Here is a 25,571-nt window from a genome sequence, read left to right on the forward strand (position 1 = left end):
GTCCTGGACGCTCCATTAAAAAACTCCGCCACACCAGAGCTTCAGGAACACAGCCTGCGCCGCTCGCTGAAGCTGTGGCACCTTGTTGTCTATGGCATCGTCATTATCCAGCCCACAGCCCCGATGGGGATCTACGGCGTGGTCAGCAACGTTGCCGGCGGCCACGTCGTCACCACCATCCTCGTCGCCATGGTTGCGATGCTCTTCACTGCGGTCAGCTACGGCCGCATGGCGCGCGTCTATCCCAGCGCCGGCTCGGCCTACACCTACGTCGGCCACGAGCTTCATCCCACGCTCGGCTACATCGTGGGCTGGTCCATGCTGCTGGACTACATTCTGAACCCGCTCATCTGCGTCATCTGGTGCAGCGCAGCGGCACGAAACATCCTTCCGCAAATTCCCTACGCCGCATGGGCCGTTGCCTTCGCCCTGGTCTTCACCGCGCTGAACCTGCGTGGCGTCCGCACCTCCGGCCGGGTCAACGGTCTCCTCGCGCTCGGCATGAGCCTCGTCGTTGCGATCTTCCTTGCCTACGCCATCCGCTATCTCGCCTTCGTCGCGCGCCCCATCGCAGGCGACTGGCTCCTCCCCTTCTACGACCCCGCGACCTTCTCGCCCTCGCGCGTCTTTCGCGGAACCTCCATCGCCGTGCTCACCTACATCGGCTTCGACGGTATCTCCACGATGAGCGAAGAGGTGGAGAATCCTCGTCGCAACATCATGCTCGCCACTGTGCTGACCTGCCTCGTCATCGGCCTGCTCTCGGCGCTCGAGGTCTACGTCGCGCAGCTTGCGTGGCCCTTCCGCGCTCCCTTTCCTGAATCCATCGTGGACACGGCCTACGTGCACGTCGCTCAGCGCATCGGCGGCCGCTTCCTCTTCCATCTGCTCAATGCGACCCTGCTGATCGCCAATATGGGCTCGGGCATGGCCGCGCAGTTCGGAGCCGCCCGCCTCCTCTACGGCATGGGCCGAGGAGGCTCGCTTCCCCGCCGCTTCTTCTCTGCCATCGACGTACGAACCGGCATCCCGCGCAACAATGTCATTGTCGTCGGGGCCTGCGCGCTCGCCGGAGCCTTCCTTCTCACCTACGAGCGCGGAGCCGAGCTGCTGAACTTCGGCGCCTTCATCGCCTTCATGGGAGTCAACGCCGCCGCGCTCGTCCACTACCGCCTGCGTTCACAAGAGAAGGTTCCTCTGGCCGCGACCGCCCCTCTCCTTGGCCTCGCCGTAAGCGCCTTCATCTGGCTAAACCTGAATCGCTCCGCCATGCTGCTCGGAGCCCTGTGGGTCGCCCTCGGGCTGCTTCTCTACTACGCCATGCGCCGCAGCAGCGGAGACACCTCGACCGCACCTGGCTTCGAGTAACCGGGACTGCCCATCAAAGTTCGGGAAGAATAAGCCGTCGCAGATCGGCCGTAGCTTAGAAGTTGAATGCCAGCCCAGCCCGCACCATCCGCGGAGTCTGCGCTAAGAACAGCGTCCGCCCGTCCCTCGACAGCACCGGACGGTACCCCTGCTCCAGCAGATTCGTCACATCCACGGTCGCCTCCAGACCCTGCGGAAGCAGGTTCCCGCAATGCACCGGCTGGCGGATGAAGAAGCTCAGGTAGGCCTGATCGCTGAACGCGGCAAAGCGATTCACCGGTGTCACCACCGCCTCAGGTTGCCACCGGTACGACGCCCGCACCTGGGTCCCGCTGTGAATCACGCGGCCCTTTACGGCCACCGTGGCCGACTGCGAACTGCGGGGCTTCAACTCGCTCGATACCCGGTCCAGATGCATCGGCTGTTTGCCCACGGGAGCCGCCAGACCATCGCCCGTGCTGTACTCCACCGCGACCCACAACCCCGGCGTAATCGGCTCCGTCATCAGCAGGTTGACTCCCTGCGACCGGTACCCGGCTGCCACCATCCGAAACGTATCCGTCGCCGTATCCGCCAGAATCCCGTTCGCCGTCGACCCGGGGATCGACGCCGCGGCCAGGTCGGCGACTGTCAGCTCGCCTCCCCCCGCCAGCGCCACGCGGCTCAGATTGTCAGCGTAGTAGGAGATCTGGATCGTTCCCCGGCCTGCTTTCCGCCCCAGCGAGACCTCCTGGTGCAGGCCGCGCTCGATCTGCATCTGCCCCTGGGCCATGACGCCCACCGGCAGCTCCAGCTCGACCGAGTCCAGCCCCTCGAACGATTGCAGATCGCGCGACGTCGCCATCCGGTATCCCACCCGCCAGTTTGAGGTCGGGTGAGCAGTGATCTTCAAAAATGGTCGCGAGGCCATCGCATAGTCCGAGCCACGGACAACGTAAATCGTTCCCCCCAGCTCCAGGTCCACCATGTCGCCCAGCTCTGTCTTCTCGGCCGAGGCCAGCTGGATCGCCTCGATCCCCGACACGCCCCCCGTCCCCACCATCTCCGGGTGCGCCTGATAGCTCATCACGGTCCGGCCTGCGCCCGCGAACCCCAGGCGGCGCTCATAGCCTGCCTGCAGGGAGGTCGAAGGCGCTCGCAGATTAGGCCCAGTCGACGCTCCCAGATCGGCCCGCAGTTGCACATCCGAGCCGTCCGGCATTGCGCGATCCATCTCGAATACATTGTGGACCCCGCCGGTCCCGAAGCCACCGTCACCCGACGTGACCGAGGCCCGCACCTTGTCCACCGGGTGAACGTGCTCCGCGGCGCTGGACGACATCACCACCAGACCGCCGTCTTCGTCGAATATCCGCAGAATCGGTCGGTTCGCCGCCGAGCGCAGCGTCCACTTCCAGTCATCACTTGGCTCATCGGCCTTGCGGCGTTCCGCCGGCAGCCACGCGGCCGTATCGAACATCGCATTCAGAGTCAGGTTGACGACCGCCCTGGCGCCCGACCTCAGCTGCAGATTGCCCCGCAGCGCCGGCACGAAGAGCGCGGCGGAGGCTCTAACTTCATATCTTCCCGGAAGAAGATTCGCAATGAGATAGCGACCGTGCAGATCGGTCAGCGCCGTCCCCACCAGAACCGAGTCGGCACCGAGCACCTGAACCAGCGCGCCCATCTGGGTCACACCCTGCGCGTCGCGCACCACACCCGATACGGCTGCAGGAGCCGCCCAGACAGCCACCGATGCGGTCAGCATCAGCGTCAAAATCGCGATCTTCACTTGGGTACGCTGCACAGTGTTGGCACCTGGGCGTCGACGGCTGCTCCAAGGAAAACGCGCCCTGAAAAGAGAAGGATACGCGTCGAGAGGTAGCGCCAAGGACCGGTATCGCCTATTCGAATCTGCGTAACCGTGTCGCCTCTTACGTGCACACACCTGAAGTTCTTCCACTACAAAACGTCAATCTACCACAAAAGGTGCAGATTCTGCGATCTGCTGCTTCGAAATTCCGTCATTTACCTTAATAGTGATCTGATACTTGCCCGGCTCCAGGCTCGTCAGTGGCATCGACCGCTCCAGCGTCACCTGATCCGAGTTCGGGTTCGTCTTCGACGTCTGCTCCTGAGTCTCAAGGATCGTCTGGTTGTTCGCCAGATTCGTTACCTGATACTCGATCGTCGCGTCGTTCTTCTTGCTCTGTTCGTCGATACCGAGGTTATACACCTGCATCCAGAAGTTCAAGTTCTGATTGCGGTGGAAGATTACCGGCTGCGTACCGCCGGAGGACACCCGCGGACGGATACGCGTGTTGCCGATGACGAAGTTGCCCGCTCCGATTTCCTTGGAGGGCACGCGCTCCATCTGATCGGCCAGGATCAGCGACGAGGTTGCCAGCCGGTCGTCGTCGTACTTGGGAACGTTCACGCTGCGCTGCCAGCGTCCGATGTGGTCCGGGTTGTTCACATCCTTAATAACGATGTCCACCTTATATAGGCCCGGCCGCAGCGGAAGCGCCTTCCAATAGACGGAGGCGTTGTTCTGCGTGCGCCCCAGCAGTTCGCTCGGCACCTGCACCGTGACCGTTTCCTCGAACGTCTGGATCGGCCGTTTGTTCAGGTTCGTCACGCGGCCCAGGATATTCACCGTTCCTGTTGCCACGCCGTCCTTATTCTGGAAGGTGATGTCCTTGTTGCGAATCTGCAGCGTCACTGGAATCAGAATCGTTTCGTTGGTTACCTTCACGTAATCGGTGCGGACATCGAAGAGGAACGGAGGGCCGGTCAGGACCTTCGAGGTCACCATGTAGCTCTCGAGATCCTTGAACTTGATCTCAGGAGCAGCCTGAAGCTTGGCGAAGGTGTTCAGCCGGTCGAACTGCTTCGACTGGTTCATTGTGGACATCGGACCTGCGCCCAGCTGCTCAAGACCACCACCCGAGAAGCGGTCCTTCTTGTCCGCCTGCCCCATCTGCTCGTACATGGTCGCACCGGCCCCCGGCACGTACTTCAAAGCGTCCTTCTCCGAGCGGTCGATCGTCATGTGGTAGTCGCCGCACATGCACGTATCCACAAACTCGATGTCGATGTTGTCGCCGACGCCCTGGATATAACGGTAGTGCCACGTCTCGAACGGGTACGTAGAGGTATTGCCGCCGCCCTCTTCCATCGGACGCTGATAGTTGCCGCCGCTCGGATGAGAGTCGATCGAGTCCGGCTTGCCGTAGGCAATATAGATGTGGCCGCGATCGGTCTTCCATCCCGGCTTGCCCGCCGCGAAGCGCTCGTTCGCGTAGGCGATGCGCCGGTAGTGCTCGTCGCGATACTCGTTGTCCGGAGACTCAGGATTCGGATTGCGGCGCAGCCAGAACTGCTCGATGAAGCTGTCGCGCTCCTCGTCATTGCTCAGGTGCTTGAACGCCTGCATCTCCTGGTCGGTGATGATCCAGCGGACGTCCTCGTCCAGCCATTTCTTGTAGACGCCCTTCAACTCCTGCCGCAGAGCCTTCTGCTGGGCAAACTTTTCCTTGTCGCTCGGCTGGCGCTTCAGTGGATCTGGCTTCTCCTCGGTCGGCGCACCCTGGGTCACTCCATCCGGAGCGCTCTGCGCCTGTGCCACGGCCGCGCGGCCGCTGAACAACGCAAGAGAGAGAAACGCCGTACCGCAGACAAGGTGACGCAAGGTCGTCATAACGCTGGAAACACTCCTGATACCAACCTGTATTGTAGGGCCGGTTACGTCTTGGTTACAAGCCTTTCCATCGCCGCTTTGGGACCCTGTTATCATCTTTGGCACAAAGACAGTGTCCTGTTTAGACGTGCCTAAGATCGTTTGGGCATACAAGGCGGACTATCTCCCGCTAACTCAACACTCACGGAGATCTACGGAACCGGAACCCGAGCCTTTCCGTAACGCTAGGACAGGCGGTCAACCCCTTGAAGCGCTCCCTGCATCAGCAGAGAGGAGAAGCGCAGAGAAAGCATCGATGAGCGTAAAGAAAATTGTTCTGATTGTAGTTGCTGTCGTGGTCCTCGCAGGCATCGTCATCGGCAGCGTCATCAAAGGCCAAGGCTCCGTCACCAAGGTAGCCACCGGCAGAGTCGTGCGCCAGGACCTGGTCTCCATCGTCAACGGAACCGGCCAGATCAAGCCCAAAACCTACGTCAACGTCGGCGCGACCGCCTTCGGCCGAATCACCCGCCTCAACGTGAAGGAAGGTGACCACGTCAAGGCGGGCACCGTCCTCGCCACCGTCGAGAACGTCCAGCCCTCCGCGACGGTCACCGCACAGCAGGCCGCCATCGAGAGCTCGAAGACCGACGTAAACAGCATGATGGCTGCTGAGCGCACCGCCGAGGCCAACATCGCCCAGGCCAAAGCCGACCTCGAGCAGAAGCACTTCGACTACGAGCGCGCCAAGTCCCTCTACGAAGAGAAGCTCATCCCCAAGCAGGACTTCGACGCCAAAAAAGCCGCCTACGACATGGCCGTCGCCACGCTGGCCCAGCGTGAGGCAGCGCACGCGCAGGCCAGGGCCCAGACGGAGTCTCAGCGCGCCCACGTCAACCAGGCCATCGCCTCGCAGCGCGCCAACTACGACTCGCTCGACAAGACCATCAGCCGCGCTCCCTTCGACGGCCTCGTCACCAACGTCCCCGTCCGCGAGGGCGAGACCGTCGTCGTCGGAATCCAGAACGCCGGCGGATCCACCATCATGACCCTGGCGGATATGTCCGTCATCACCGCAGAGGTCAAGGTGGACGAGACCGACATCGTCAACGTCCGCCTGAATCAGCCCGCCGACGTTACCGTCGACGCCCTGCCCGGCCGCATCTTCAAGGGTCATGTCACCGAAGTCGGCGACCAGGCTCTGCTCCGTACAACCGGCCTCTCGACCACCCAGAGCACCACCGGAACCGAGGAGGCCAAGGACTTCAAGGTCGTCGTCACCCTCGACCAGGCCTCCGACGACCTGCGGCCCGGCCTCTCGGCCACAGCCAAGATCACCACAGCGCACCAACAGAACGCCCTGACTATCCCGATCCAGGCGCTCGTCCAGCGCAACCCGGCTACAGAAAAGGTCCTGGCAGCCAACAACGGCAAGATGCCCGGAGCATCAGGCGTGGCGGCCAGCACGACTCCTCCCGCGGGCAAGGGCCAGACCGTCCAGGGCGTCTATGTCCTTAAGAACGAGCACAAGAAGCTTCGCGCAGTCTTTGTCCCCGTGACCACCGGAGTCACCGGAGCCACCGAAATCGAGGTCCTCAGCGGTCTGAATCAGGGCGACGAAATTGTGACCGGCCGCTACAAAATTCTCCGAGCCCTCAAGAGCGGTACGCCCGTCAAACGAGATAACACGCCCGAGTCTGAGGCGGAGAAGTCCTGAACCAGAGACGCGACCAGGCCGCCGCGCACGCAGAATGCCCGGGCCCGGGGTTCGAATCCCGATTCCTCCACGGAACTGGTACGCCCTCCGCGACGTACCTAATCCGGAAACGTACTATCCTAGAATCGCACCACACCGGAGAACCGGATGGCCATCGAAACCGCAGTCGAAACCGCAGTCGCCACCGTCGCGGGCCCACGCCCCGGCGACATCATCGTCACCGACAATCTCTGGAAGACCTATGAGATGGGCGACCAGCAGGTCCATGCTCTCCGAGGCGTGAATCTCCGCATCCGCCAGAACGAGTATGTCGCCATCATGGGACCCTCCGGCTCGGGAAAGTCGACGCTGATGAACCTCATCGGCTGCCTCGACTCGCCCTCGCAGGGCAAATACTGGCTCAATGGCCATGACGTCTCTGAACTCAACGACGACGAGCTTGCGCGCATCCGCAACAAGGAGATCGGCTTCGTCTTCCAGACCTTCAACCTGCTCGCCCGCGCCACCGCGCTCCACAACGTCGAGCTGCCCCTCATCTATAACGGCACTCCCGCCGGCCAGCGCACCGAGCGTGCCAAGGCCGTGCTCGAGAGCGTTGGCCTTGGCACGCGCATGCTCCACAAACCAAACGAGCTCTCCGGCGGTCAGCGTCAGCGCGTCGCCATCGCCCGCGCCCTGGTCAACAACCCCTCCATCATCCTGGCCGACGAGCCTACCGGAAACCTCGACTCCAAGACCGGCGACGAGATCATGGCGCTCTTCGACGAGCTTCACGCCAAGGGAAATACCATCGTGCTGGTCACCCACGAGCCCGATATCGCCGAGTATGCCCATCGCATCGTCACGATTCGCGACGGCGTCATCGCCAGCGACCACGTATCTTCACGCATCCGTACCAGTAGCAATGCTTAAACACTAGGTCATCTGTTGCATCCTCACTCCGGCCCTGGGCCGTCTAAAATAGCATGATGGCAATCCTCTCCGGCCGCCTGCGCGCCGCTGCTATTGCTGCATCGACGGGACTCGTTTTCGCCTGCTCGTTGTCCTACGCTCAGTCCGCTGGCCGGTTCGATCTCACCGGTCCGCGCATCGACATCCGTGTGACCCGCGATGGCAAGACCCTGCCTATCGCCGCCGTCCCCAATCTCAAGGCGGGCGACAAGCTGTGGCTTTTCGCCGACCTCCCCCGCACCCAGTCCGTTCACTACCTCCTCGTGGCCGCCTTCCTCCGCGGAACCACCAATCCCCCGCCCGACACCTGGTTCACCAAGATCGAGACCTGGAACAAAAAGGTCCGTGAAGAGGGTGCCACCCTCACCGTGCCTGCTGAGGCCCAGCAGGCAATCCTCTTCCTCGCTCCCGAGACCGGAGGCGACTTCGCCACCCTTCGCTCCGCCGTCCAGGGACGCCCGGGAGTCTTCGTCCGCGCAACCCAGGACCTCGCCGAGGCTGGCTTTGAACAGGCACGGATCGAGAAGTACCTCGACTCCATCAAGCAAGCGCCTCCCGGAGACCCCAAGGCCCTCCTGGACCACTCCAACCTTCTCGCCCGGACCCTCAACCTCAAGCCCAACCAGGACTGCTTCAACCGCCCCGTCGACCAGCAGTACACCTGTCTCACCCAGACCGGGACCCAGACCCTGCTCGATGACGGCCACGGCCAGACCGTCGTCTCCATGCTCTCCGGCAACGACGCATCCGCCTTCCTCGGTGCCGCAGCCAGTACCTCCATGGCTGGCGGCGGCCTCTACAGCGCCTACGTCGGCGCCGTCGTCGACCTGGTCCGCCTGATGGGCAATCTCCACACCGCCCAGTACCAGTACATCCCCGCCATCTCGTTCCCTCAGGCTGAGCAGCTTAACCTCCGCCTGAACACGGCACCTTCGTTCCACAACCCCAAATCCGTCATCGTCATTGGCCTGCCCGCCATTCAGAATGCGGTCCCGCCGCCCCTCCGCGCCGCCGATCCTCGCCACGTCACCTGCCTGCTCCGTCCGAACGTGGTTCTTCCCGTCGAAGGAGCACCTCTCGTATTTTCAACAGGATTCGCGCATGACCTTGTGCTGCACATTAACGATAGCGAAGCTCGTCAGGATATCCCGCTAACCCCGGACGCCTTCAAGGGCGGCCTCGTCCTCGCCTCCACCCATGAACGCAAGGCACTGCCCCTGCCCGCTGACGATGCCAGCGCAAAACCCGAGGCGGAAAAGACGAAGTCCCCCACTCCTCCCTCTAGCCCGGACTCTCCTCGGACGCCGCTCACCGGAACCATCACCGGTTTCTGGGGATTCGATCCCTACACCGGCCCTACCCTCCCCCTGCAGGACGTGCCGGGAACCGGATGGAAGCTCTCAACCGAGTCCGTTCTCATCGCGGGCCGTGACAATCACCTCACCCTCTCCTCCACCGGCACAGCCTGCATTGAGTCCATCACCTTCGAACCCTCCTCCGGCCGCCAGACCGAGGTCGCGTGGAAGCGCTCCGACAAACCCAACGTCGTTGACGTGACCCTCTCCCTCAAGTCCGTCGATCCCGGCAACATTCACCTCGACGTTCATCAGTACGGGGGCGCTGCCACAGCCGCTGTCACCGCCCAGACCTTCTCCGAGCCAGCGCAGCTCAACGCTCTCGTCCTCCACGCCGGCGACACCTCGGCCACGCTTACCGGAACCAGTCTCGATCAGGTCCGCCAACTTACCCTCAACGACCTGACCTTTTCGCCGGTGGGCACCCCCTCTTCCGTCAGCGGCGCCACTTCCTCCGGGGCGACTCAGACTCTTTCGCTCGCACTCCCCAACGGAACGGACGCACCCAAGCTCCACCCCGGAGACCATATCGTCGCACACGTCTCTCTTCGCGACGGCCGAACCCTTAGTCTTCCACTTGAGATTGCACCGGAGCGGCCATCAGTTACTCTTATCAGCCGCAACGTCTCTCAGTCGTCCTCACCTATCCATCTGGCGAATGCCGATGCGCTTCCCATCGGTCAGAAGCTCACCTTCTCCCTGCACTCGGCCGTGCCATTTCAACGTAATAGCCAGGTGGAGATCGCCAGCACTGACGACAGCCTGCGAACCAATCTAACCGTCGCCTCCGGATCACTGGTCCTTCAAAACTCCCATACCGTTCTCGGAACCTTCGATCCTCTCAAGGCCTTCGGGACCTCTGCCTTTGGGCCTCTGCGCCTGCGCGTCGTCGCCTCCGACGGCACGCCCGGTGATTGGATTCCGCTCGCTACCCTCGTCCGCCTGCCCGAGCTTCAGGAGCTTCACTGCCCCCCGGACGTCACCGCACTTTGCACACTGACCGGTTCTGACCTCTACCTGGTTGACTCACTTGCCACCGATGCCGCCTTTACCAACCCCATCGATGTCCCGGAAGGATTCGTAGGAACCGCCATCACACTGCCCCGTCCACCAAAGACAGGGTTCTACCTCAAACTGCGTGATGAACCCACCTCGGCCAACACGGTAACCCTCCCGATCCAGATCCAGCGCACCCCCGCGCCTGCTCCCACCGTGACCTCAGCTCCACCAACTACCTCTCCTCAGACACCGCCGCCTCCGCAAGCGCCCGTGCCAGAACCTTCTGCCTCCAGTCCGCCGTCCAGCACCCCCCAGACGACCCCACCGCAGCAGGATCAACTTACCCATTAGCGCAGACGGGGCCTGAAACGAGATTTCCACAGCGTAGCTACCCGAAAATCGTGTCAAGCCCCCTTTGCGAATAAGCATTGTGGAATGAGATACATAAGAAGTGCCGATTAATTACCACTCATCCGTTATCCTTTTAACAAGGATCCCCAAATGAAAGAAGCCCTGACCGCGATCAGGGCATTCCTCATTTGGGGTACTTCGAACCGAAGTACCAGGCTATCTTTCATGGAATGAAGACTTTGCGCAACAAGCCAAGGGGAGGGGCCTACCGATTCACGCTGACCGACTTGTCCAGCCGCTGCCGAACCTTGCTGTTCTTCACGCTGTAAGTGAAGTAAACAATCAGTCCGATCGCCAGCCAGACAATCAGTCGCGCCCAGTTCAGCCAGCCGAGCTTCACCATCATGTAGCCGTTGAACAGGATGCCCATGACCGGAATGAAAGGAACCCATGGCGTGCGGAAGGGGCGTGCCTTCTCCGGATCGGTCCTGCGCAGAACGATGATGGAGATGCAGACGATGACGAACGCCAGCAGCGTACCGATATTCACCATCTTGCCAATGTCGTCGATCGGGGTCACCGCACCCACCAGGCCGGCCAGAGTACCCACGAGGAAGGTGTTCTTGAACGGCGTGCGGAACCGAGGATGCACCTCGGCGAAGAACTTCTTCGGCAGCAGCCCATCGCTGGCCATCGCGTAGAGCACACGCGTCTGCCCCAGAAGCATCACCAGCATCACGCTCGTCAGACCCGCCAGCGCGCCGACGACGATGATGTCGCTCGCCCACGTCAGCCCGCGGTCGAGAAACGCACGCGCGATCGGAGCCTCGATATTCACCGACTGCCAGGGAACCATCCCGGTGAGAACCGCCGCCACGCCGATATAGAGCAGCGTGCAGACCGCCAGCGAGGCGATCATGCCGATCGGGAGGTCCCGCTGCGGATTCTTCGCCTCCTGCGCCGTCGTCGAGACCGCGTCGAAGCCGATATACGCAAAGAAGATGTACGCCGCTCCCGCGCCGATACCGCTCAGCCCAAACGGAGCGAACTGATGCCAGTTCGAGCCCCAGTTGCCGGGGTGCACGTACTTCGCGCCGAGCCCAAGGACGAACAGCACCACCGCCACCTTCACCACCACGATCGTCGAGTTGAACTTCGCCGACTCCTTGATGCCGATGGCCAGAATCGTCGTGATGACGAGCGCAATCAGCAGCGCCGGAAGATTGATGCCGATCTCGTGGCCAAACAGAACCGGAGCGCCCAGCACCTGGTGCGCCCGCGCCGTCATCTGCGCCGACGGCGCCGCGATCAGGTTGCTCATCTCCTTGATGTACTCCTGGGTCCCCGGAACCAGCGAGGAGAAGTTCGTCGCCATCACATCGCGGGCCACCTCCTCCATCGCCTTCCTCAGTCCCGTCCAGTGGTCGTAAGCCAGCCACAGCGGAAACTTCACGTTGAAGACATTTAGCAGCTCGACGAAGTTGTTTGACCAGCCCGAACTCACTGTGCTCGCGCCCATCGCGTACTCGAGGGTCAGGTCCCAGCCGATGATCCAGGCGACCAGCTCGCCCAGCGTCGCGTACGCGTAGGTGTAGGCCGATCCGGCCAGCGGGATCATCGCCGCAAACTCCGCATAGCAGAGTCCCGCGAACGCGCATCCCAGACCGCTGAGCACGAACGAGAGCATCAGTCCCGGTCCGGCGTAGTGCGCGCCAAGCCCGGCGAGCACAAAGATGCCCGCTCCGATTACAGCTCCCACACCCAGCGCGGTCAGCTGAAACGGACCCAGGGCGCGCTCCAGCGTATGCTCGCCCTCGGCCTGAGCCTCGGTCATCAGCACATCCATCGATTTCTTCGCAAACAGCATCGACATAATCGTTCTCTGGTTCTCCTTACATTCCGGTCGTTCTCAACTCAGCGGCATCCGCATCAAGCGCTGCGCCCTGCCGCCTCCATACCAGATACACCGGAACACCAAGCAGAACGATGATCAGCCCCGGCCAAGTATATTGAGGTTTGTAACGCAATAGTACAAGACTAATCCAGCTGGCCATAACGATATAAAGGGCCGGCAACACCGGATATCCGAACGCCCGGTAGGGTCGCACTGCCTCCGGCCGCGTCCTGCGCAGCACAAACAGCCCCACGATCGTCAGGATGTAGAAGATCAGCACGGCAAGGATCACATAATCCAGCAGTTGCCCGTAGCTGCCCGAGAGACACAGCAAGCAGGTCCACGCCCACTGCACCCACAGCGAGTTCACTGGCGTCCTGGAACGCTCGCTGAGCTTTCCGACGGACTTGAAGAAAAGGCCGTCCCGGCTCATCGCATAGTAGACGCGCGCGCCTGCGAGGAGCATGCCGTTGGCGCACCCGAAGGTGGAGATCAGGATCGCCGCCGCCATTAGCTTCGCGCCGGAACCAGTGAATGCGCGCTCCATCACTGCCGTGGCGACACGGTCCTCGGTCGCGAACTGGATTCCGCGCCCTGCGATGGTCGCGGCGTGGGGATCGCCCGCTAGGGGAAGCACGCTCAGATAGACGAAGTTGCACAGGATATACAGCAGCAGCACCACGCCGGTCCCGATGGCGAGCGACAGCGGGAGGTTTCGCTTCGGATTCCGAATCTCGCCGGCCGTAAAGGTCACGTTGTTCCAGGCATCGGCACTGAACAGCGAACCAACCTGCACAATCGCCAGGATCGTCAGCAGGCCTACATACTCGCTGCCTCCCGGCTGCGACGCATGGAGCGTCTCCCATCCCGCTCCAGCCCAGAAGTTGTGCCAGCCCTCACCAAAGTTTGCCGCGAGGGCCGCCGAATCGCGGACCACCACGCCGACCAGCACCACGGCGGCAAGCGCCAGCACCTTCGCCGAGGTGAACAGATTCTGAACCGCCGCACCCATCTTCACGCCCAGCGTGTTCAGAATCGTGAGCAGGGTGATGATGACGATCGCGGCAAGATTGGCAGTATTCAGCCCCAGGTCCATGTTTCCCAGCACCATCGGCCCTACATGCGACGGCGGAACGTGCCCGATATGCCAGATCCAGTTGCTCGCGCTTACCGACGGGAAGAAGACACCGAGAAACTTGCCGAACGCAACGCCCACAGCGGCGATGGTTCCGGTTTGAATCACAAGGAACAACGTCCAGCCGTAGAGAAATCCCCAGAGCGGCCCGAGTGCCTCGCGAAGGTAGACATACTGCCCACCCGCCTTCGGCATCATCGCGGCCAGTTCGCCGTAGCTCAGTGCGCCGATGATCGTCATCGCCGCGGTCACCAGCCAGGCTGCGATCAGCAGCGCCGGCGATCCCAGGACCCGCGACATGTCCGCGGAGACGATAAAGATGCCCGACCCAATCATCGAGCCCATGACGATCGCCGTCGCCGAAAACAGCCCCATCCCCTGAACGAACTGCGGAGCAGAGGAGGACTCGACCGGTTGATTTTCAGAAACTTTCACGTTGCAGTCTTTTCTATCGTAAATGCACGGGAAAGTCTCTCACTAATTGAAACTGAGCAGCGTCGTCCTTCTAGGTCCTCATCAGGGTTAGGGCGAAGAAACGAAAGCGCTCCGGAGCCCAGAACGGCGAAGGCCACTCTATTACCGACTTCTTCATGTACTCGCGTTCGGTCGCCTTATCGCCCGCTGCCCGAGCCGTCAGGCATGCCTTGAACGCCTGATAGCTGATGATGCGCTTGCGCCACAGAATGCGCCGCAGTCCGGTCATGTCGGCCAGCAGGACGTCATCCAGCATCTTCATAAAGTCGTTGAACATATGGTGGGCGTCTCCGCTGAGACCGCCCGCGCTGGAACGGTAGTCGGTCAGCGGCTCGGGACACACACAGAACGATCCGGTTGCGATTAAACGGAACCACAGGTTCCAGTCCTCGCTTCCCATCTGCCTCTCATCGAAGCCGCGTCCCAGCTTGTCCAGCGCCGAGCGCCTGAGCAGAACCGACGACGGCGGGATTCCCGGGTTGCACCACCTGAGGGTCGGCCAAAGCGTTGTATGATCCACCGGCTTCAGATCGATCAGGTGAACGCCCTCGTCGGTCATCACACGCAGCCCGGTGTAGTTCCCTACGGCCTCCGGATGCTCCTGGAGCACTCGGATCTGCGTTGTCAGCTTCGCCGGTTCCCACCAGTCGTCCGCATCGAGAAATGCGATGAACTCGCCTGTCGCCACGCGCAATCCAGCATTCCTTGCCTTAGCCGGTCCGCCGTTCTGCTGGCAGAGTAGGGTGACCTGTTCGCTGTACTCTGTCTCGACAATCTCTCGGGTGCGGTCCTTCGAGCCATCATCGACGACGATGATCTGACTCACCGGATAGGTCTGCTTCAGGATGCTGTCCACGGCACGCCGGATAAACCGCTCGCCGTTATAGACAGGGATGACGACCGTCACCGCACCGTCTATGGGCTCTAGTTCCCTCTCCACCATCGTCATCCGTCCACCTTGAAGGCTCTTCCACTTGTTTCGCTTAGCCGAAGCATAGCAAATCGTCAGCAAGCAGACGTTACTGTCAACCCTCTATCGCACCGACTGGTTCCGTTCCGGTCGAGGCATGCTCTTTAGAAAAGCTCGAACCACCGCTCCGGGCTCCCGATTCAGCAGAGCGCCGATCACGGCGACCGAATCCGCACCAGCCCTAATGACACTGCCTGCATTCTCGGGAAGAATTCCGCCGATGGCAACCAGTGGCCTCGTCGTAAGCTCACGCGCTCGTTTGACACCCTGCAGGCCTACCACCGGCTCCGCATCGGCCTTAGTCGACGTCGCAAAGACGGGCCCAATCGCGATATAGTCTGCGCCGGCGGCATCGGCGGACTGCACCTGCTCGTCGGTATGGGTCGAACAGCCAACGATCCCTCCCGGCTGCAATACTGCCCGGGCCTCCGCTATCGCGGCGTCTCCCTGCCCAACATGCACTTTGTTCCAGCCTGAGAGCATCGCAAGGACGGGAGAATCGTTCATCACCAGCATGGGACTGTGTCCACGAAAGACCTCATCGATGATCTTCGCGTTACGCAGACTCTCCTCGTCCGTTCCCCGCTTGTCGCGATACTGAAGAAGCGTTACCCCCGCGTCGCGCAACTTCTCCACAAACCAGCTCAGCGCAAGCCCACGGCTGGCAAGCATCTCCGCATCGACGATAGGATAGAGGCGGGGCAGTCTCAGGGCACGCGATGATAGTCGACCTCGAGCAGTTTTTCCCATGTCGCCCCCTTTGAAGTTGGTAAAGAGCGGCCAGGTGCTGTAGTTCGCATCACGCGTAAATCGTCGCCTGGAGGGGAAGCTCGATGCCGTGCCTAGCGTGATCCGGAATTGGCACCTAGGCCCTGAGCATCCCTCTGCCGCTCCAGAAACCTCTCCATGAACTTGGTATCGAATTTGCCGGCGCGAAACTCCTCGTCGGCAAAGATCCGCAGATGCAGCGGAATCGTGGTATGGATTCCCTGAACGACGAATTGACTTAGCGCTCGCTGCATCCGGTTCATCGCCTCTTCGCGGTCCTTGCCGTGACAGATCAGCTTAGCAATCATCGAGTCGTAGTATGGTGGAACAACGCCCTCGGCATATTGTGCCGTGTCGACGCGCACGCCGTTGCCCCCAGGCACGTTGAACGCGGTGATCTTTCCCGCGCTCGGCGTAAACTTCTCCGGATGCTCGGCATTGATGCGGCACTCGATGGCATGGCCCCGAATCTCCACCGGCCCGGTCACGATGGAGCTCAACTTTTCACCCGCAGCGATCCTCAGCTGTGCCTTCACCAGATCGATCCCCGTCACCATCTCCGTGACGCAGTGCTCCACCTGGATGCGAGTGTTCATCTCGATGAAGTAGATCTTTCCGTCCTCGTCCATGAGGAACTCGATCGTTCCAGCGTTCCAATAGCCAATATTCTCGAGCGACTTGCGGATAGTCTTGCCCAGTTCCTCGCGTAGCTTCGGAGTCACCTGCAGGCTCGGAGCCTCTTCGATCAGCTTCTGATGACGACGCTGAATCGAGCACTCACGCTCGCCCAGACTCATCACGTTGCCGTGCTCATCCGCGAGCACCTGGAACTCGATGTGCCGGGGCCGCTCGATGAACTTCTCCATGTACAGGTCGCCATTGCCGAACGCATTCGCCGCCTCAGTCGAGGCCTGGTTGTAGAGTGCCGGAAGCTCCTCGGCGTTGCGGCAGATACGCATACCGCGTCCGCCGCCGCCGGCAACGGCCTTCAGAATGATGGGATAGCCCACGCTCTTCGCCCACTCGAGCGCCTCCCCCTCGCTTGCGATGACGCCGTCGGAGCCGGGAAGGATCGGGACTTTTGCCTTCTTCATCGTCTGCCGCGCCGTCGACTTCTCGCCCATCATGCGCGTTACTTCGGGAGGAGGCCCGATGAACTTGATGTTCGACGCCCGGCATACCTCGGCAAAGTTCGCATTCTCACTCAACAGACCGTAGCCCGGATGGATTGCATCTACATCCGCGATCTCGGCAGCCGAGATCACAGCCGGAACATTCAAGTAGCTCTCCGCCGAACGTGCGGGCCCGATGCAGATCGCCTCATCAGCAAACTTCACATGCAGCGAATTCCTGTCCGGCTCGCTGTACACCGCAACCGTGCGGATGCCGAGCTCCTTGCATGCGCTGATTACGCGCAGCGCGATCTCCCCACGATTTGCAATCAGTACCTTTCGAAACATAAATGCAGATGCCTTCCGTCGAAACCTGTGCTAACGAATCCGTTATCGAATACGAAATTGCTATCGCGGCCTGATTGCGAACAGCGCCTGCCCATACTCCACCGGCTGCCCGCTGGTGGCGATTCGTTTCACCACTTCGCCTGCCACATCGGACTCGATCTCGTTCATCAGCTTCATCGCTTCGACGATGCAGAGCACCTGCCCGACCTCTACCTGGTCGCCCACCTGAACAAACGGCGGCGCGCCGGGAGCCGGCGATTCGTAGAACGTCCCTACGATGGGCGACTTTACCTCGTGGAGCTTCTCTTCAGCCGCCGCAGCAGGCGTCTGCGCCGGCGCTGCAGCCACGGGAGCGGCAACAGGAGTGGCCGCGCCATGAGAGGTCATCAGCCGGCTAAGCTGCGCCAGATCCAGACCGCTCGGCTGAACCACCGCGGGCTCACCAGCAAATTTGATCCTTACCTTCAGGTCGGCCTGTTCCATGTCGAACTCGGCGATCTCATTCGCCTTCAAAAATTCGACCAATTCGCGAAGCTCTTGCATCTTTGTTCCGTCCATCGTCTCTCCCGTGCCTGTTGCGGCACTTCTCTTGTTGTTAAAGCTCGATCCAGGCCTTCACACTCGGCGTCAGCACCTCGCTGCCCGCCGCTGTCACCAGAACCATATCCTCAATCCGTAATCCGAACCTGGCCGGCATATACACTCCAGGCTCGATCGTGATCACCATCCCCTGCTGGAGCACCTGCGTCTGCTTTGCCGCAAGCCTCGGGCCCTCGTGAATCTCAAGCCCGACTCCGTGGCCCGTCGAATGCGTGAAGTACTCTTCCAGACCAGCTCTTCGCAGCACACTCCGCGCGGCCTCATCGACCTCGCCCGCGGTCACGCCTGTGGCCACTGCCGCGACCGCAGTCTCCTGCGCTTCCAGAACCGCATCATACACTTCCCGCTCTTCCGGGCGCGCCTTTCCGAGGTGAACGGTCCTGGTCATGTCGCTCATATATCCGTTCAGCACGACACCAAAATCCAAGGTCACGAAGCCGCGCTTCGGCAGCTTAGCGCCGCTCGCGCGTCCATGTGGCAGCGCGCTGCGCTCACCCGATGCGACGATTGTCTCAAAGGACATCGCCTCGGCGCCGGCCATCCGTGCAGCATGCTCCAGTGTCGCAGCGACCTCCATCTCCTTCAATCCCGGGCGAAGATACCCCAGCATCTCATCGAATAGCTTGCCTCCAAGTTCAGCGGCAGCTCTTATCTTCGCGATCTCATCAGCATCTTTGACCTCGCGGAGCCGGGCCACCAGCGGCTCTACCGCGACAAACATCCCTCGCCGCACCTTCGCGGGAACGGCCTTGCGCATTGTCTCGAACGCCGCCACGGTTGTATGCACGGCGTCGAAGCCGCAGCGCTTCACCCCCACCTCCACCATCCACTCACAGGCTGCTGTCACGGCCGGCTTCTTCGCGATCACGACCCGCGTCCCCGCCACCTCGTCTTTGGCCTGCGCGGTGTACCGGCCATCGGTAAACAACACCGCCCTGGCCCCGGCCAGCACCAGCGCCGCGTTCGATCCCGTAAATCCGCAAAGATAACGAACGTCCGCCAGGTGCGTCACCAGCAGCCCATCTCCCCCCGCCGCCTTCGCTGCCCCGGCCGCTCGTCTCTTACGCGCTCTAAAGTTCATTTCTTTGATTCTACTCAACCTTGAAAGATCGACACGGGGCAGCTGACGTCCACAAGCCGTTATCATTGGAGTATGCCCGCTACATTACGCGGCTCCTTGCCGTCCGGCCTTAGCCGTCGCAAATTCATCCTTGGCTCCGGCGTTGCCGCGGCAGGTCTCGCTCTTTACTCCGGAGAGATCGCCCGACACGAGATCGACCTAGTCGAGACCACCATACGAATCAACAATCTCCCCGCGCCTTTTCACGGCTTCCGCATCGCCCAACTCTCCGATATTCACCTCGACGAGTTCACGGAGCCCGTCTTCCTCGAGTACGTCGTACATCGCATCAACGCGCTCTCACCTGACCTCGTCCTTGTCACCGGCGACTTCATCACCCGAGGCTCGCTGACCTTCATCAACAGCCGCCATGCAGCTTACCGCTCTACCGAGATACTGAGCACCCTCAAAGCGCCTCAGACCTACGCTGTCCTCGGCAATCACGACGTCGCCGTCAGCGCTTCGCTTGTCAGCGATGCGCTGCGCTCCCGTGGAATTCCTCTCCTGGTTAACCAACACGTTCCCATCGAGCGGTCGGGTGCGCGATTCTGGCTGTGCGGCTCTGACGACGCCGGAACCAGCCACCCCGACCTCGACCTCGCGATCCCTCAAAGGCCCGACGGCCCTGTCATCCTCATGGTGCACGAGCCCGACTACGCCGATACCGTGGTCCAGCATCCGCGTGGCCAGTCCGTCGACCTCATGCTCTCGGGCCACTCCCACGGCGGCCAAGTCCGCATGCCCTTCTACGGCCCGCTTATTCTGCCGCCTATGGGCCAAAAGTACGTTATGGGCCACTTCCAGTTCGGCAAGATGCAGCTCTACGTCAACCGGGGCCTCGGCTCTGTGGGGCTTCCGTTTCGCTTCAACTGCCCGCCTGAGGTCACCCTCCACACTCTGCAGCAGGCCTGACAGTTACGTACTTATTCTTTGAACGGAAGCAGTTGGCGCATGATCTGAGCCTCCGCTTTATCGTGCTACTACCGCGCCCGTCCCGCCGGTTTCTTCTGCTTCGGAGTCACGATTGCCGGAGCCGAGGGCTTTACACCGCTCTTCTCATCCATCCACGCATCCAGCAGGGATTTCTTGAACCGCCAGCGGTTTCCCAACTTGAATGCCGGGATGAATCCCTCCGAGGCATACCGGTACAACGTATCTCCGCTGATGCCGAGATACTCCGACGCCTGCCGGATATCCATGACCTCGCGCGGTGCCGTCTGTGCCTGTGCCATTGGGATAGACCACTCCAATTCCAGAAAGAAACGGGCGAAAAATCGGGAGAGCCCGCTTAACCCGGCACACTCTTTGTATTCCCTTTTTCCTGCCCGTTCAATCACTTTTTTGAGCTATTTACCAACAACTAACTGATAACCAGAGACTAAACAGTGCTTTTCGGAGGCTGCAGGCTGGTCATCACGTCAAATAGATCCTCTCCCACGGTCCGCGTCTTGGAAATCGCGTCCGCGATGGGAATGCTCGTGATCTGCGTCCCCTTCAGAACCACGAGTTGGCCAAACTTGCCCGCATGAACCAGGTCGATCGCGGCCACACCATATCGTGTCGCAAGCATCCGGTCGTAAGCAGTCGGCGTACCGCCGCGTTGAGTGTGCCCCAGGTTCACGCTCCGGGTCTCGTACTTCGTCCTCTTCTCGATCTCCTCTGCGAGCGCCTGCCCGATGCCGCTCAGTCGCACATGACCGAACGAATCCACGCTGGTCCCCTGAGTCGCCTGCCCGCCCTCGGGAAACTGCGCCCCCTCCGCCGCCACCACAATCGCGAACTTCTTGCCATGATCGTGGCGATACTTCAGCAGACGGCAGACCTCGTCAATGTCGATCGGTTTCTCCGGAACCAGGATCGCATCCGCTCCTCCAGCGATTCCCGCCGTGATTGCAATCCATCCCGCGTCGCGTCCCATTACCTCCACCACCAGCACACGGTTATGGGCCTCGGCGGTCGAGTGCAGCCGGTCCACCGCCTCCGTCGCAATCGTCACAGCAGTATCGAACCCGAAGCAGACGTCCGTTCCGCTCAGGTCGTTGTCGATCGTCTTAGGAACCCCTACGCACTTCACCTCGCGCTCGCTCAGCGCCAGCGAGATCGACTGCGTGTCATCTCCACCCAGAGCAATCAGCGCGTCCAACTTGTTCTTCTCGATCGTCTCCAAGCACTTCTCAAACCCACCCGGAATCTTCTTCACGTTCGTGCGCGAGGAGCGAAGGATCGTTCCACCCTTATGTAGGATCCCCGAAGTCGTCTTCAGATCGAGCGGCATCGTCACGTTGTCGATGACGCCACGCCACCCCTCCATGAAGCCAACAAATTCGTCCCCGTAATGCTGGATTCCCTTTCGCACAGCAGCCCGTATGACAGCATTCAACCCGGGGCAGTCGCCGCCGCCCGTCAACATTCCAATACGCATCGAATCTCCTTTGCTACGACGGCAAAATCATACCGCAGTGTCAGCGCCACCATTCGGACCGCACCGTGACCCCTGACACGACCTCCGTCGGCGACCCCGGCTCGGGAATCCACAGAGCAATCCCCTTCTCCTCGGCGATCTGGATCATCCGTTCGATCGGCTGCCGCCAACCATGCAGCGCCAAGTCGAATAGCCCCCAGTGAATCGGCATCAGCAGCCCCTTGCCTCCCATTTCTTCAAACGCCTGCGCCGCTCCCTCCGGCCCGAGGTGAATATCCTTCCACAGCTCGTTGTACGCTCCGATCTCCAGCATCGTGAGGTCGAAGGGCCCATACTCCGCACCAATCTCCTGGAACCCCGGCCACCATCCCGAGTCCGCGCCATAGTACACATTGTGGTGGGAACCTCTCAGCGCAAACGACGACCACAGCGTCTCGAAGCGATTGAACATCCCCCTGCCCGAAAAGTGCCGCGACGGCAGCGCCGTAATCTTGAGCGACTCATCCCCTATAGTGTCGGTCCAGTCCAGCTCCGTGATTCGCTCGCGCTTCACTCCGTAGTCTTCCAGAATCTCGCCCACCCCCAGCGACGTCACCCACTCCGTCTCGCGCAGCTTCGCCATCTTTGCCAGCGCCCGTATCGTCGACTCGCCCAAGTGATCGTAGTGGTCATGCGAAACCACAACCACATCCAGCTGCGGCATCTCTTCCAGCTTCAGGGGAGCTGCGAAGAACCGCTTCGGCCCCGCCCATCGCAGTGGAGACGCCCGCTCATCCCAAACCGGATCCAGCAGCACCCGCATCCCATCCATCTCCACCAGCGTCGACGAGTGCCCCATCCATGTCACCCGCAATCCACTCTCAGGCGGAGTCGCGTACGCTCCTGCATCCGTCTTGAACGGCCCTGGCGGAACCCGTGGAACCTTCTCCTCTTTACCGCTGAGATAAAGCGGGAGAGCCTTGCGCATTGTCTCCCATCCACCCACCGTCGTCGGCACGGGGTTCACGTACCGCTGTTCCTCCTGCGCGGCCCGCCGAAGCATCGTCCTGCGCTCCGCCACACTCGAACGCTCCACCATCGTTCATCCTCCCATTAATGGTATGCGCCTCGGCACATGATAGACCGGATCAGTTGGTCAGGGACTTCGCGTCGTAACTCTCATCGAGGCAACGCATTGCCAGCCGATGGCATACAACCTACAACGCCACACCGGAGATAACACCACCAGGGAGACTACATGCGCGCAGTTCGTGCGGCCTTCAGCGTCCTTCTCATGTGCTCTCCACAGTTCGTCCGCAGCCAGGCTACTCCGCCGTCGACGCAGCCTGGAGCAGCCCAGCCCCGGCCCCTTCGTCCTCGGCTCGCTCTTCACCCAGTTCTCGCCCATGCACGATGCCAACGGCAAGCCGAAGCTCAACGCCTTCCTTTGGCAGTACTTCATCAACTACAACTTCGGCAAAGGATGGGCACTCGCATCTGCTCCCAGCATGACGGCGGACTGGACCGCTGCCGACGGCCAGAAGTGGACCATCCCGGTCGGCGACGGCATCAGCCGCACCCTCGTCTTTCAACGACAGCCTATGACCCTTGGCTTCCAGTACTACTACAACGTCCAGCGGCCCGATAACGCTCCCACCACTACCGTGCGCTTCATTCTTTCGCTTATCTATCCGCAAAAGCCAGCTGGAGGATAGCGCTTCAAGCCTTCGCCGTGGCCTCGTCCGCGTAGAAGCCCGCGATCTGGCTCGCGTATCTCTCCCCCACCACGCGGCGCTTCAGCTTCATACTGGGAGTCAACGTACCGTCCTCCACGCTCCACTCATCTGGAACCACGCACACCCGCTTGATGCTCTCAAAGTGTGCCAGTTCCAGGTTGACCCTGTCCACAATCTCCTGGTACACCTTCACCACCTTCGGGTCCTTGACCAGCGACGCGGGATCGTCTGTCGTGATCCCCTGACCCTCCGCCCATCCCTTCAGCGCAGCAAAGTTCGGCGAGATCAGCACACTCGCAAACTTGTGCTTGTCCCCCACCATCGCCGCGTTCCCCACCAGCGAGTTCGACTTCAGCTTGTTCTCGATCGGCGCCGGGGCAATCAGCTTTCCGCCACTTGTCTTCAGCAGCTCTTTCTTACGGTCCGTAATCGAGAGGAAGCCGTCCGCATCGATGTTGCCTATATCGCCAGTCCTGAAAAACCCGTCTTGGGTAAACGCTTCGCGCGTCTCCTGGTCCTTCTTCCAATACCCCACGAAGATCGACGGGCCCTTCACCTCCAACTCGCCGTCCTCCGCAATCCTGCAATGGACGTTCTCCAGCGGCTTGCCCACGGTGCCGATCTTGTGTGCCCCCGGATAATTCAGCGCGATCACCGGGGAGGTCTCCGTCAGCCCGTAGCCCTCGAAGATGCGAATCCCCGCATCGGCAAACCATCCGGCCGTATCCATGCCCAGCGGTGCACCACCTGAGATGAATATCCTCACTCGTCCGCCAAACGCCTCACCGATCTTTCCGAATACCAGCTTCTTCGCCAGCTTCCAGCTCAAACCTCCCGGTTCCTTGCCAGCCAACGTCTCTGCACGATGTGACTTGCCTATACCCAGCGCCCACTGCAGAATCTTCGACTTCACCGGAGATGCGGCCGACTTGCCCTCCACCGCCTGCCGAATCTTTTCGTACACTCGCGGCACCGCCACAAAGATCGTCGGATGCATCACCTTCATCGCCTGCGGCAGCTGGTCGAACTTCGCGCAGTAGGCCAGCTTCGTTCCGTGGCACATCAGCGCATAGTCCAGGTGACGCGCCGTCACGTGGGACAACGGAAGAAACGAGATACAGACGTCCTTGTCCCCCAGTCCAAGTGATCCGGTCGAACAGTTCAGGTTGCTCGCCAGGTTTCCGTGCGTCAGCATCACGCCCTTCGGCTCGCCCGTGGTTCCCGACGTATAGATAATGGTCGCCAGGTCCTCGGGCCGCGCCGCCGTCTTCACCATCACATCGAACTCGGCGTCCCTCTGTTGCTTGGCCTCCGCATCCTTCATTAGCGCAGCAAAGCTTTCCGCGCCAGCGAACTCGCCTGCATCCATCACCACCACATGCTCCAGCTCCGGAAGGTCTCCGGCGGCCTTCAACTTCTCGTACTGCTCGGCCGACGAGACAATCGCAACCTTCGTGCCCGAGTCCCGCAGCATGTACCCGATCTGCTCCGGGGTCAGCGTCGGATACAGCGGAACATCCACGCCGCCCATCGCCAGCACCGCAAAGTCCGCTACCGGCCATTCCCAGCGATTCTCCGACAGGATCGCCACCCGGTCTCCCTTGCCCAGCCCCCATCCCCGCAGCGCATCCGCCAGCGCGCGCACTCGCCCATACAGTTCCACTGACGAGATCGGAGACCAGCTTGCCGCCGCATCCTGCGTCATCATCACGGCACGATCGCCACGCCCCGTGGCCCGCACCAGAACATCATTCACCGTCCGCAGATCAAACATGCTTTTCCTGTCCCTTATCAACCGGCAATCCAAATCGAAGAATCTGCGGTTCGCTCGCGACTGCACCACCGCACCCATTTCACTCAGCCGCAATCCCGTTCATCAGCACATCCATGACCTGCCGTGCGGTCTGCTTCGCATCATACGTGCGCCCCGTGAACACCGCTGAGCTAAGCAACTCATCGATCGCCCCGAACATGCAGTGCGCCACCACGCCGTCCGAGACGTCCTGCCGAAAGATGCCCTCCTGCTGGCCACGGCGGATCACCTCGCGGACTACCTGGATATACTTCACCAGGTGATGGTGCGAGAACTCGGCAATAAACTTCGCGCTCTGCCGCATCTCCGTCTGCATCAGCACGGCCATGCTGCGATTCACCTGATGGCTCTCCAGATGAACTTCGGCGATGTACTCCAGTTGCTCCCTCGGCCCCTTGAGCGTATCGAACCTCTCCTCCACCTGCCGGTAGAACTTTGCAAACGTCGTATCGATCGCCGTCCGCAACACATCGTCCTTGCTCTTGAAGTAGAGATAGATCGTCCCATCGGCTACGCCGGCCCGCTTCGCAATCGCACTCACCGGTGAGTTGAAATACCCCCGTTCGGCGATCACCTCGACGGCAGCGTCCAGAATCCGCTGATACTTCTCGCTCCCCGGCCCCGTCGCTGGCGCCGTTGTCTTCACCGCCGCCTCCGCCACCGCCCCCGTTGTACTTCCTTTGCTCTTCAGTCCAAGCCTCGAAACCGGAAGTATCCAGTCCCCGTCACTCTAAAGAAAGCGGCTGGCTTTGCCAAGAATGAACTCATATTCACCCGGGGACTCCGCCACTGGCGCTGTGT

At 61.2% G+C, this 25,571-nt stretch carries 20 protein-coding genes; 6 read left to right on the top strand and 14 right to left on the bottom strand.

Annotated elements, in window-relative coordinates; all coding sequences use genetic code 11:
- The first annotated feature begins 72 nt into the window (after positions 1–72).
- A complete protein-coding gene (locus Q363_RS34195; protein WP_281176133.1) occupies positions 73–1,368 on the top strand; it encodes an APC family permease in 1,296 nt (431 codons plus the stop codon).
- Between the two features lie 55 nt (positions 1,369–1,423).
- Here the strand turns inward: Q363_RS34195 and Q363_RS34200 are convergent, their stop codons facing one another.
- Together Q363_RS34200 and Q363_RS34205 are read right to left on the bottom strand one after the other, a co-directional pair.
- Positions 1,424–3,154: a carboxypeptidase-like regulatory domain-containing protein gene (locus Q363_RS34200; RefSeq protein WP_035359495.1), complete on the bottom strand. Its 1,731-nt coding sequence runs from the start codon at positions 3,152–3,154 to the stop codon at positions 1,424–1,426.
- Between the two features lie 165 nt (positions 3,155–3,319).
- Positions 3,320–5,047 carry a GWxTD domain-containing protein gene (locus Q363_RS34205; RefSeq protein WP_035359497.1) on the bottom strand — a complete coding sequence of 576 codons (1,728 nt, stop codon included), beginning with the start codon at positions 5,045–5,047 and terminating at the stop codon, positions 3,320–3,322.
- A gap of 295 nt (positions 5,048–5,342) precedes the next feature.
- On the opposite strand from Q363_RS34205, the gene Q363_RS34210 reads away from it, so the two are divergent.
- From Q363_RS34210 to Q363_RS34220, 3 genes are all read left to right on the top strand, one after another.
- Positions 5,343–6,743, top strand: a complete 1,401-nt coding sequence (locus tag Q363_RS34210) for an efflux RND transporter periplasmic adaptor subunit (protein WP_035359498.1) — start codon at positions 5,343–5,345, stop codon at positions 6,741–6,743.
- Positions 6,744–6,890: 147 nt separating this feature from the next.
- A complete protein-coding gene (locus Q363_RS34215) occupies positions 6,891–7,655 on the top strand; it encodes an ABC transporter ATP-binding protein (protein ID WP_035359499.1) in 765 nt (254 codons plus the stop codon).
- Between the two features lie 53 nt (positions 7,656–7,708).
- Positions 7,709–10,399, top strand: a complete 2,691-nt coding sequence (locus Q363_RS34220; RefSeq protein ID WP_084081042.1) for a hypothetical protein — start codon at positions 7,709–7,711, stop codon at positions 10,397–10,399.
- Between the two features lie 265 nt (positions 10,400–10,664).
- On the opposite strand, the gene Q363_RS34225 is transcribed toward Q363_RS34220, so the two are convergent.
- The 7 genes from Q363_RS34225 to Q363_RS34255 all read right to left on the bottom strand — a co-directional run bounded on the left by Q363_RS34225 (position 10,665) and on the right by Q363_RS34255 (position 18,781).
- Positions 10,665–12,272 (bottom strand): amino acid permease, encoded by a 1,608-nt coding sequence (locus tag Q363_RS34225; RefSeq protein WP_035359501.1) that lies wholly within the window; start codon positions 12,270–12,272, stop codon positions 10,665–10,667.
- A gap of 19 nt (positions 12,273–12,291) precedes the next feature.
- Entirely contained in the window at positions 12,292–13,803 is a 1,512-nt protein-coding gene (locus Q363_RS34230; protein ID WP_051979761.1) for an APC family permease, read from the bottom strand.
- Between the two features lie 130 nt (positions 13,804–13,933).
- On the bottom strand, positions 13,934–14,851 hold the full coding sequence (locus Q363_RS37320; RefSeq protein ID WP_051979736.1) for a glycosyltransferase family 2 protein: 918 nt from the start codon (positions 14,849–14,851) through the stop codon (positions 13,934–13,936).
- An 84-nt stretch (positions 14,852–14,935) separates the two neighbouring features.
- Positions 14,936–15,622 carry a thiamine phosphate synthase gene (gene thiE / locus Q363_RS34240; protein ID WP_051979737.1) on the bottom strand — a complete coding sequence of 229 codons (687 nt, stop codon included), beginning with the start codon at positions 15,620–15,622 and terminating at the stop codon, positions 14,936–14,938.
- A gap of 92 nt (positions 15,623–15,714) precedes the next feature.
- On the bottom strand, positions 15,715–17,100 hold the full coding sequence (gene accC, locus Q363_RS34245; RefSeq protein WP_035359505.1) for an acetyl-CoA carboxylase biotin carboxylase subunit: 1,386 nt from the start codon (positions 17,098–17,100) through the stop codon (positions 15,715–15,717).
- A gap of 60 nt (positions 17,101–17,160) precedes the next feature.
- Entirely contained in the window at positions 17,161–17,658 is a 498-nt protein-coding gene (accB, locus tag Q363_RS34250; protein ID WP_035359506.1) for an acetyl-CoA carboxylase biotin carboxyl carrier protein, read from the bottom strand.
- Between the two features lie 37 nt (positions 17,659–17,695).
- Positions 17,696–18,781 (bottom strand): aminopeptidase P family protein, encoded by a 1,086-nt coding sequence (locus Q363_RS34255; RefSeq protein ID WP_051979738.1) that lies wholly within the window; start codon positions 18,779–18,781, stop codon positions 17,696–17,698.
- A 72-nt stretch (positions 18,782–18,853) separates the two neighbouring features.
- On the opposite strand from Q363_RS34255, the gene Q363_RS34260 reads away from it, so the two are divergent.
- On the top strand, positions 18,854–19,732 hold the full coding sequence (locus tag Q363_RS34260; protein ID WP_051979739.1) for a metallophosphoesterase: 879 nt from the start codon (positions 18,854–18,856) through the stop codon (positions 19,730–19,732).
- Positions 19,733–19,800: 68 nt separating this feature from the next.
- Here the strand turns inward: Q363_RS34260 and Q363_RS34265 are convergent, their stop codons facing one another.
- The 3 genes from Q363_RS34265 to Q363_RS34275 form a co-directional block, all read right to left on the bottom strand.
- A complete protein-coding gene (locus tag Q363_RS34265; protein WP_035359510.1) occupies positions 19,801–20,052 on the bottom strand; it encodes a helix-turn-helix domain-containing protein in 252 nt (83 codons plus the stop codon).
- Positions 20,053–20,198: 146 nt separating this feature from the next.
- A complete protein-coding gene (locus Q363_RS34270) occupies positions 20,199–21,242 on the bottom strand; it encodes a 6-phosphofructokinase (protein WP_035359512.1) in 1,044 nt (347 codons plus the stop codon).
- Positions 21,243–21,282: 40 nt separating this feature from the next.
- Positions 21,283–22,320 (bottom strand): MBL fold metallo-hydrolase, encoded by a 1,038-nt coding sequence (locus Q363_RS34275; protein WP_084081043.1) that lies wholly within the window; start codon positions 22,318–22,320, stop codon positions 21,283–21,285.
- A 106-nt stretch (positions 22,321–22,426) separates the two neighbouring features.
- Between Q363_RS34275 and Q363_RS34280 the strand changes: the two genes are divergently transcribed.
- Positions 22,427–22,936 (top strand): hypothetical protein, encoded by a 510-nt coding sequence (locus Q363_RS34280; RefSeq protein ID WP_051979740.1) that lies wholly within the window; start codon positions 22,427–22,429, stop codon positions 22,934–22,936.
- Positions 22,937–22,940: 4 nt separating this feature from the next.
- On the opposite strand, the gene Q363_RS34285 is transcribed toward Q363_RS34280, so the two are convergent.
- Together Q363_RS34285 and Q363_RS34290 are read right to left on the bottom strand one after the other, a co-directional pair.
- Positions 22,941–24,731: an AMP-dependent synthetase/ligase gene (locus Q363_RS34285; RefSeq protein WP_035359514.1), complete on the bottom strand. Its 1,791-nt coding sequence runs from the start codon at positions 24,729–24,731 to the stop codon at positions 22,941–22,943.
- Between the two features lie 79 nt (positions 24,732–24,810).
- On the bottom strand, positions 24,811–25,416 hold the full coding sequence (locus tag Q363_RS34290) for a TetR/AcrR family transcriptional regulator (RefSeq protein WP_157468244.1): 606 nt from the start codon (positions 25,414–25,416) through the stop codon (positions 24,811–24,813).
- Positions 25,417–25,571 lie beyond the last annotated feature (155 nt).

It is taken from the genome of Edaphobacter aggregans DSM 19364, from assembly GCF_000745965.1.
GTDB lineage: Bacteria > Acidobacteriota > Terriglobia > Terriglobales > Acidobacteriaceae > Edaphobacter > Edaphobacter aggregans.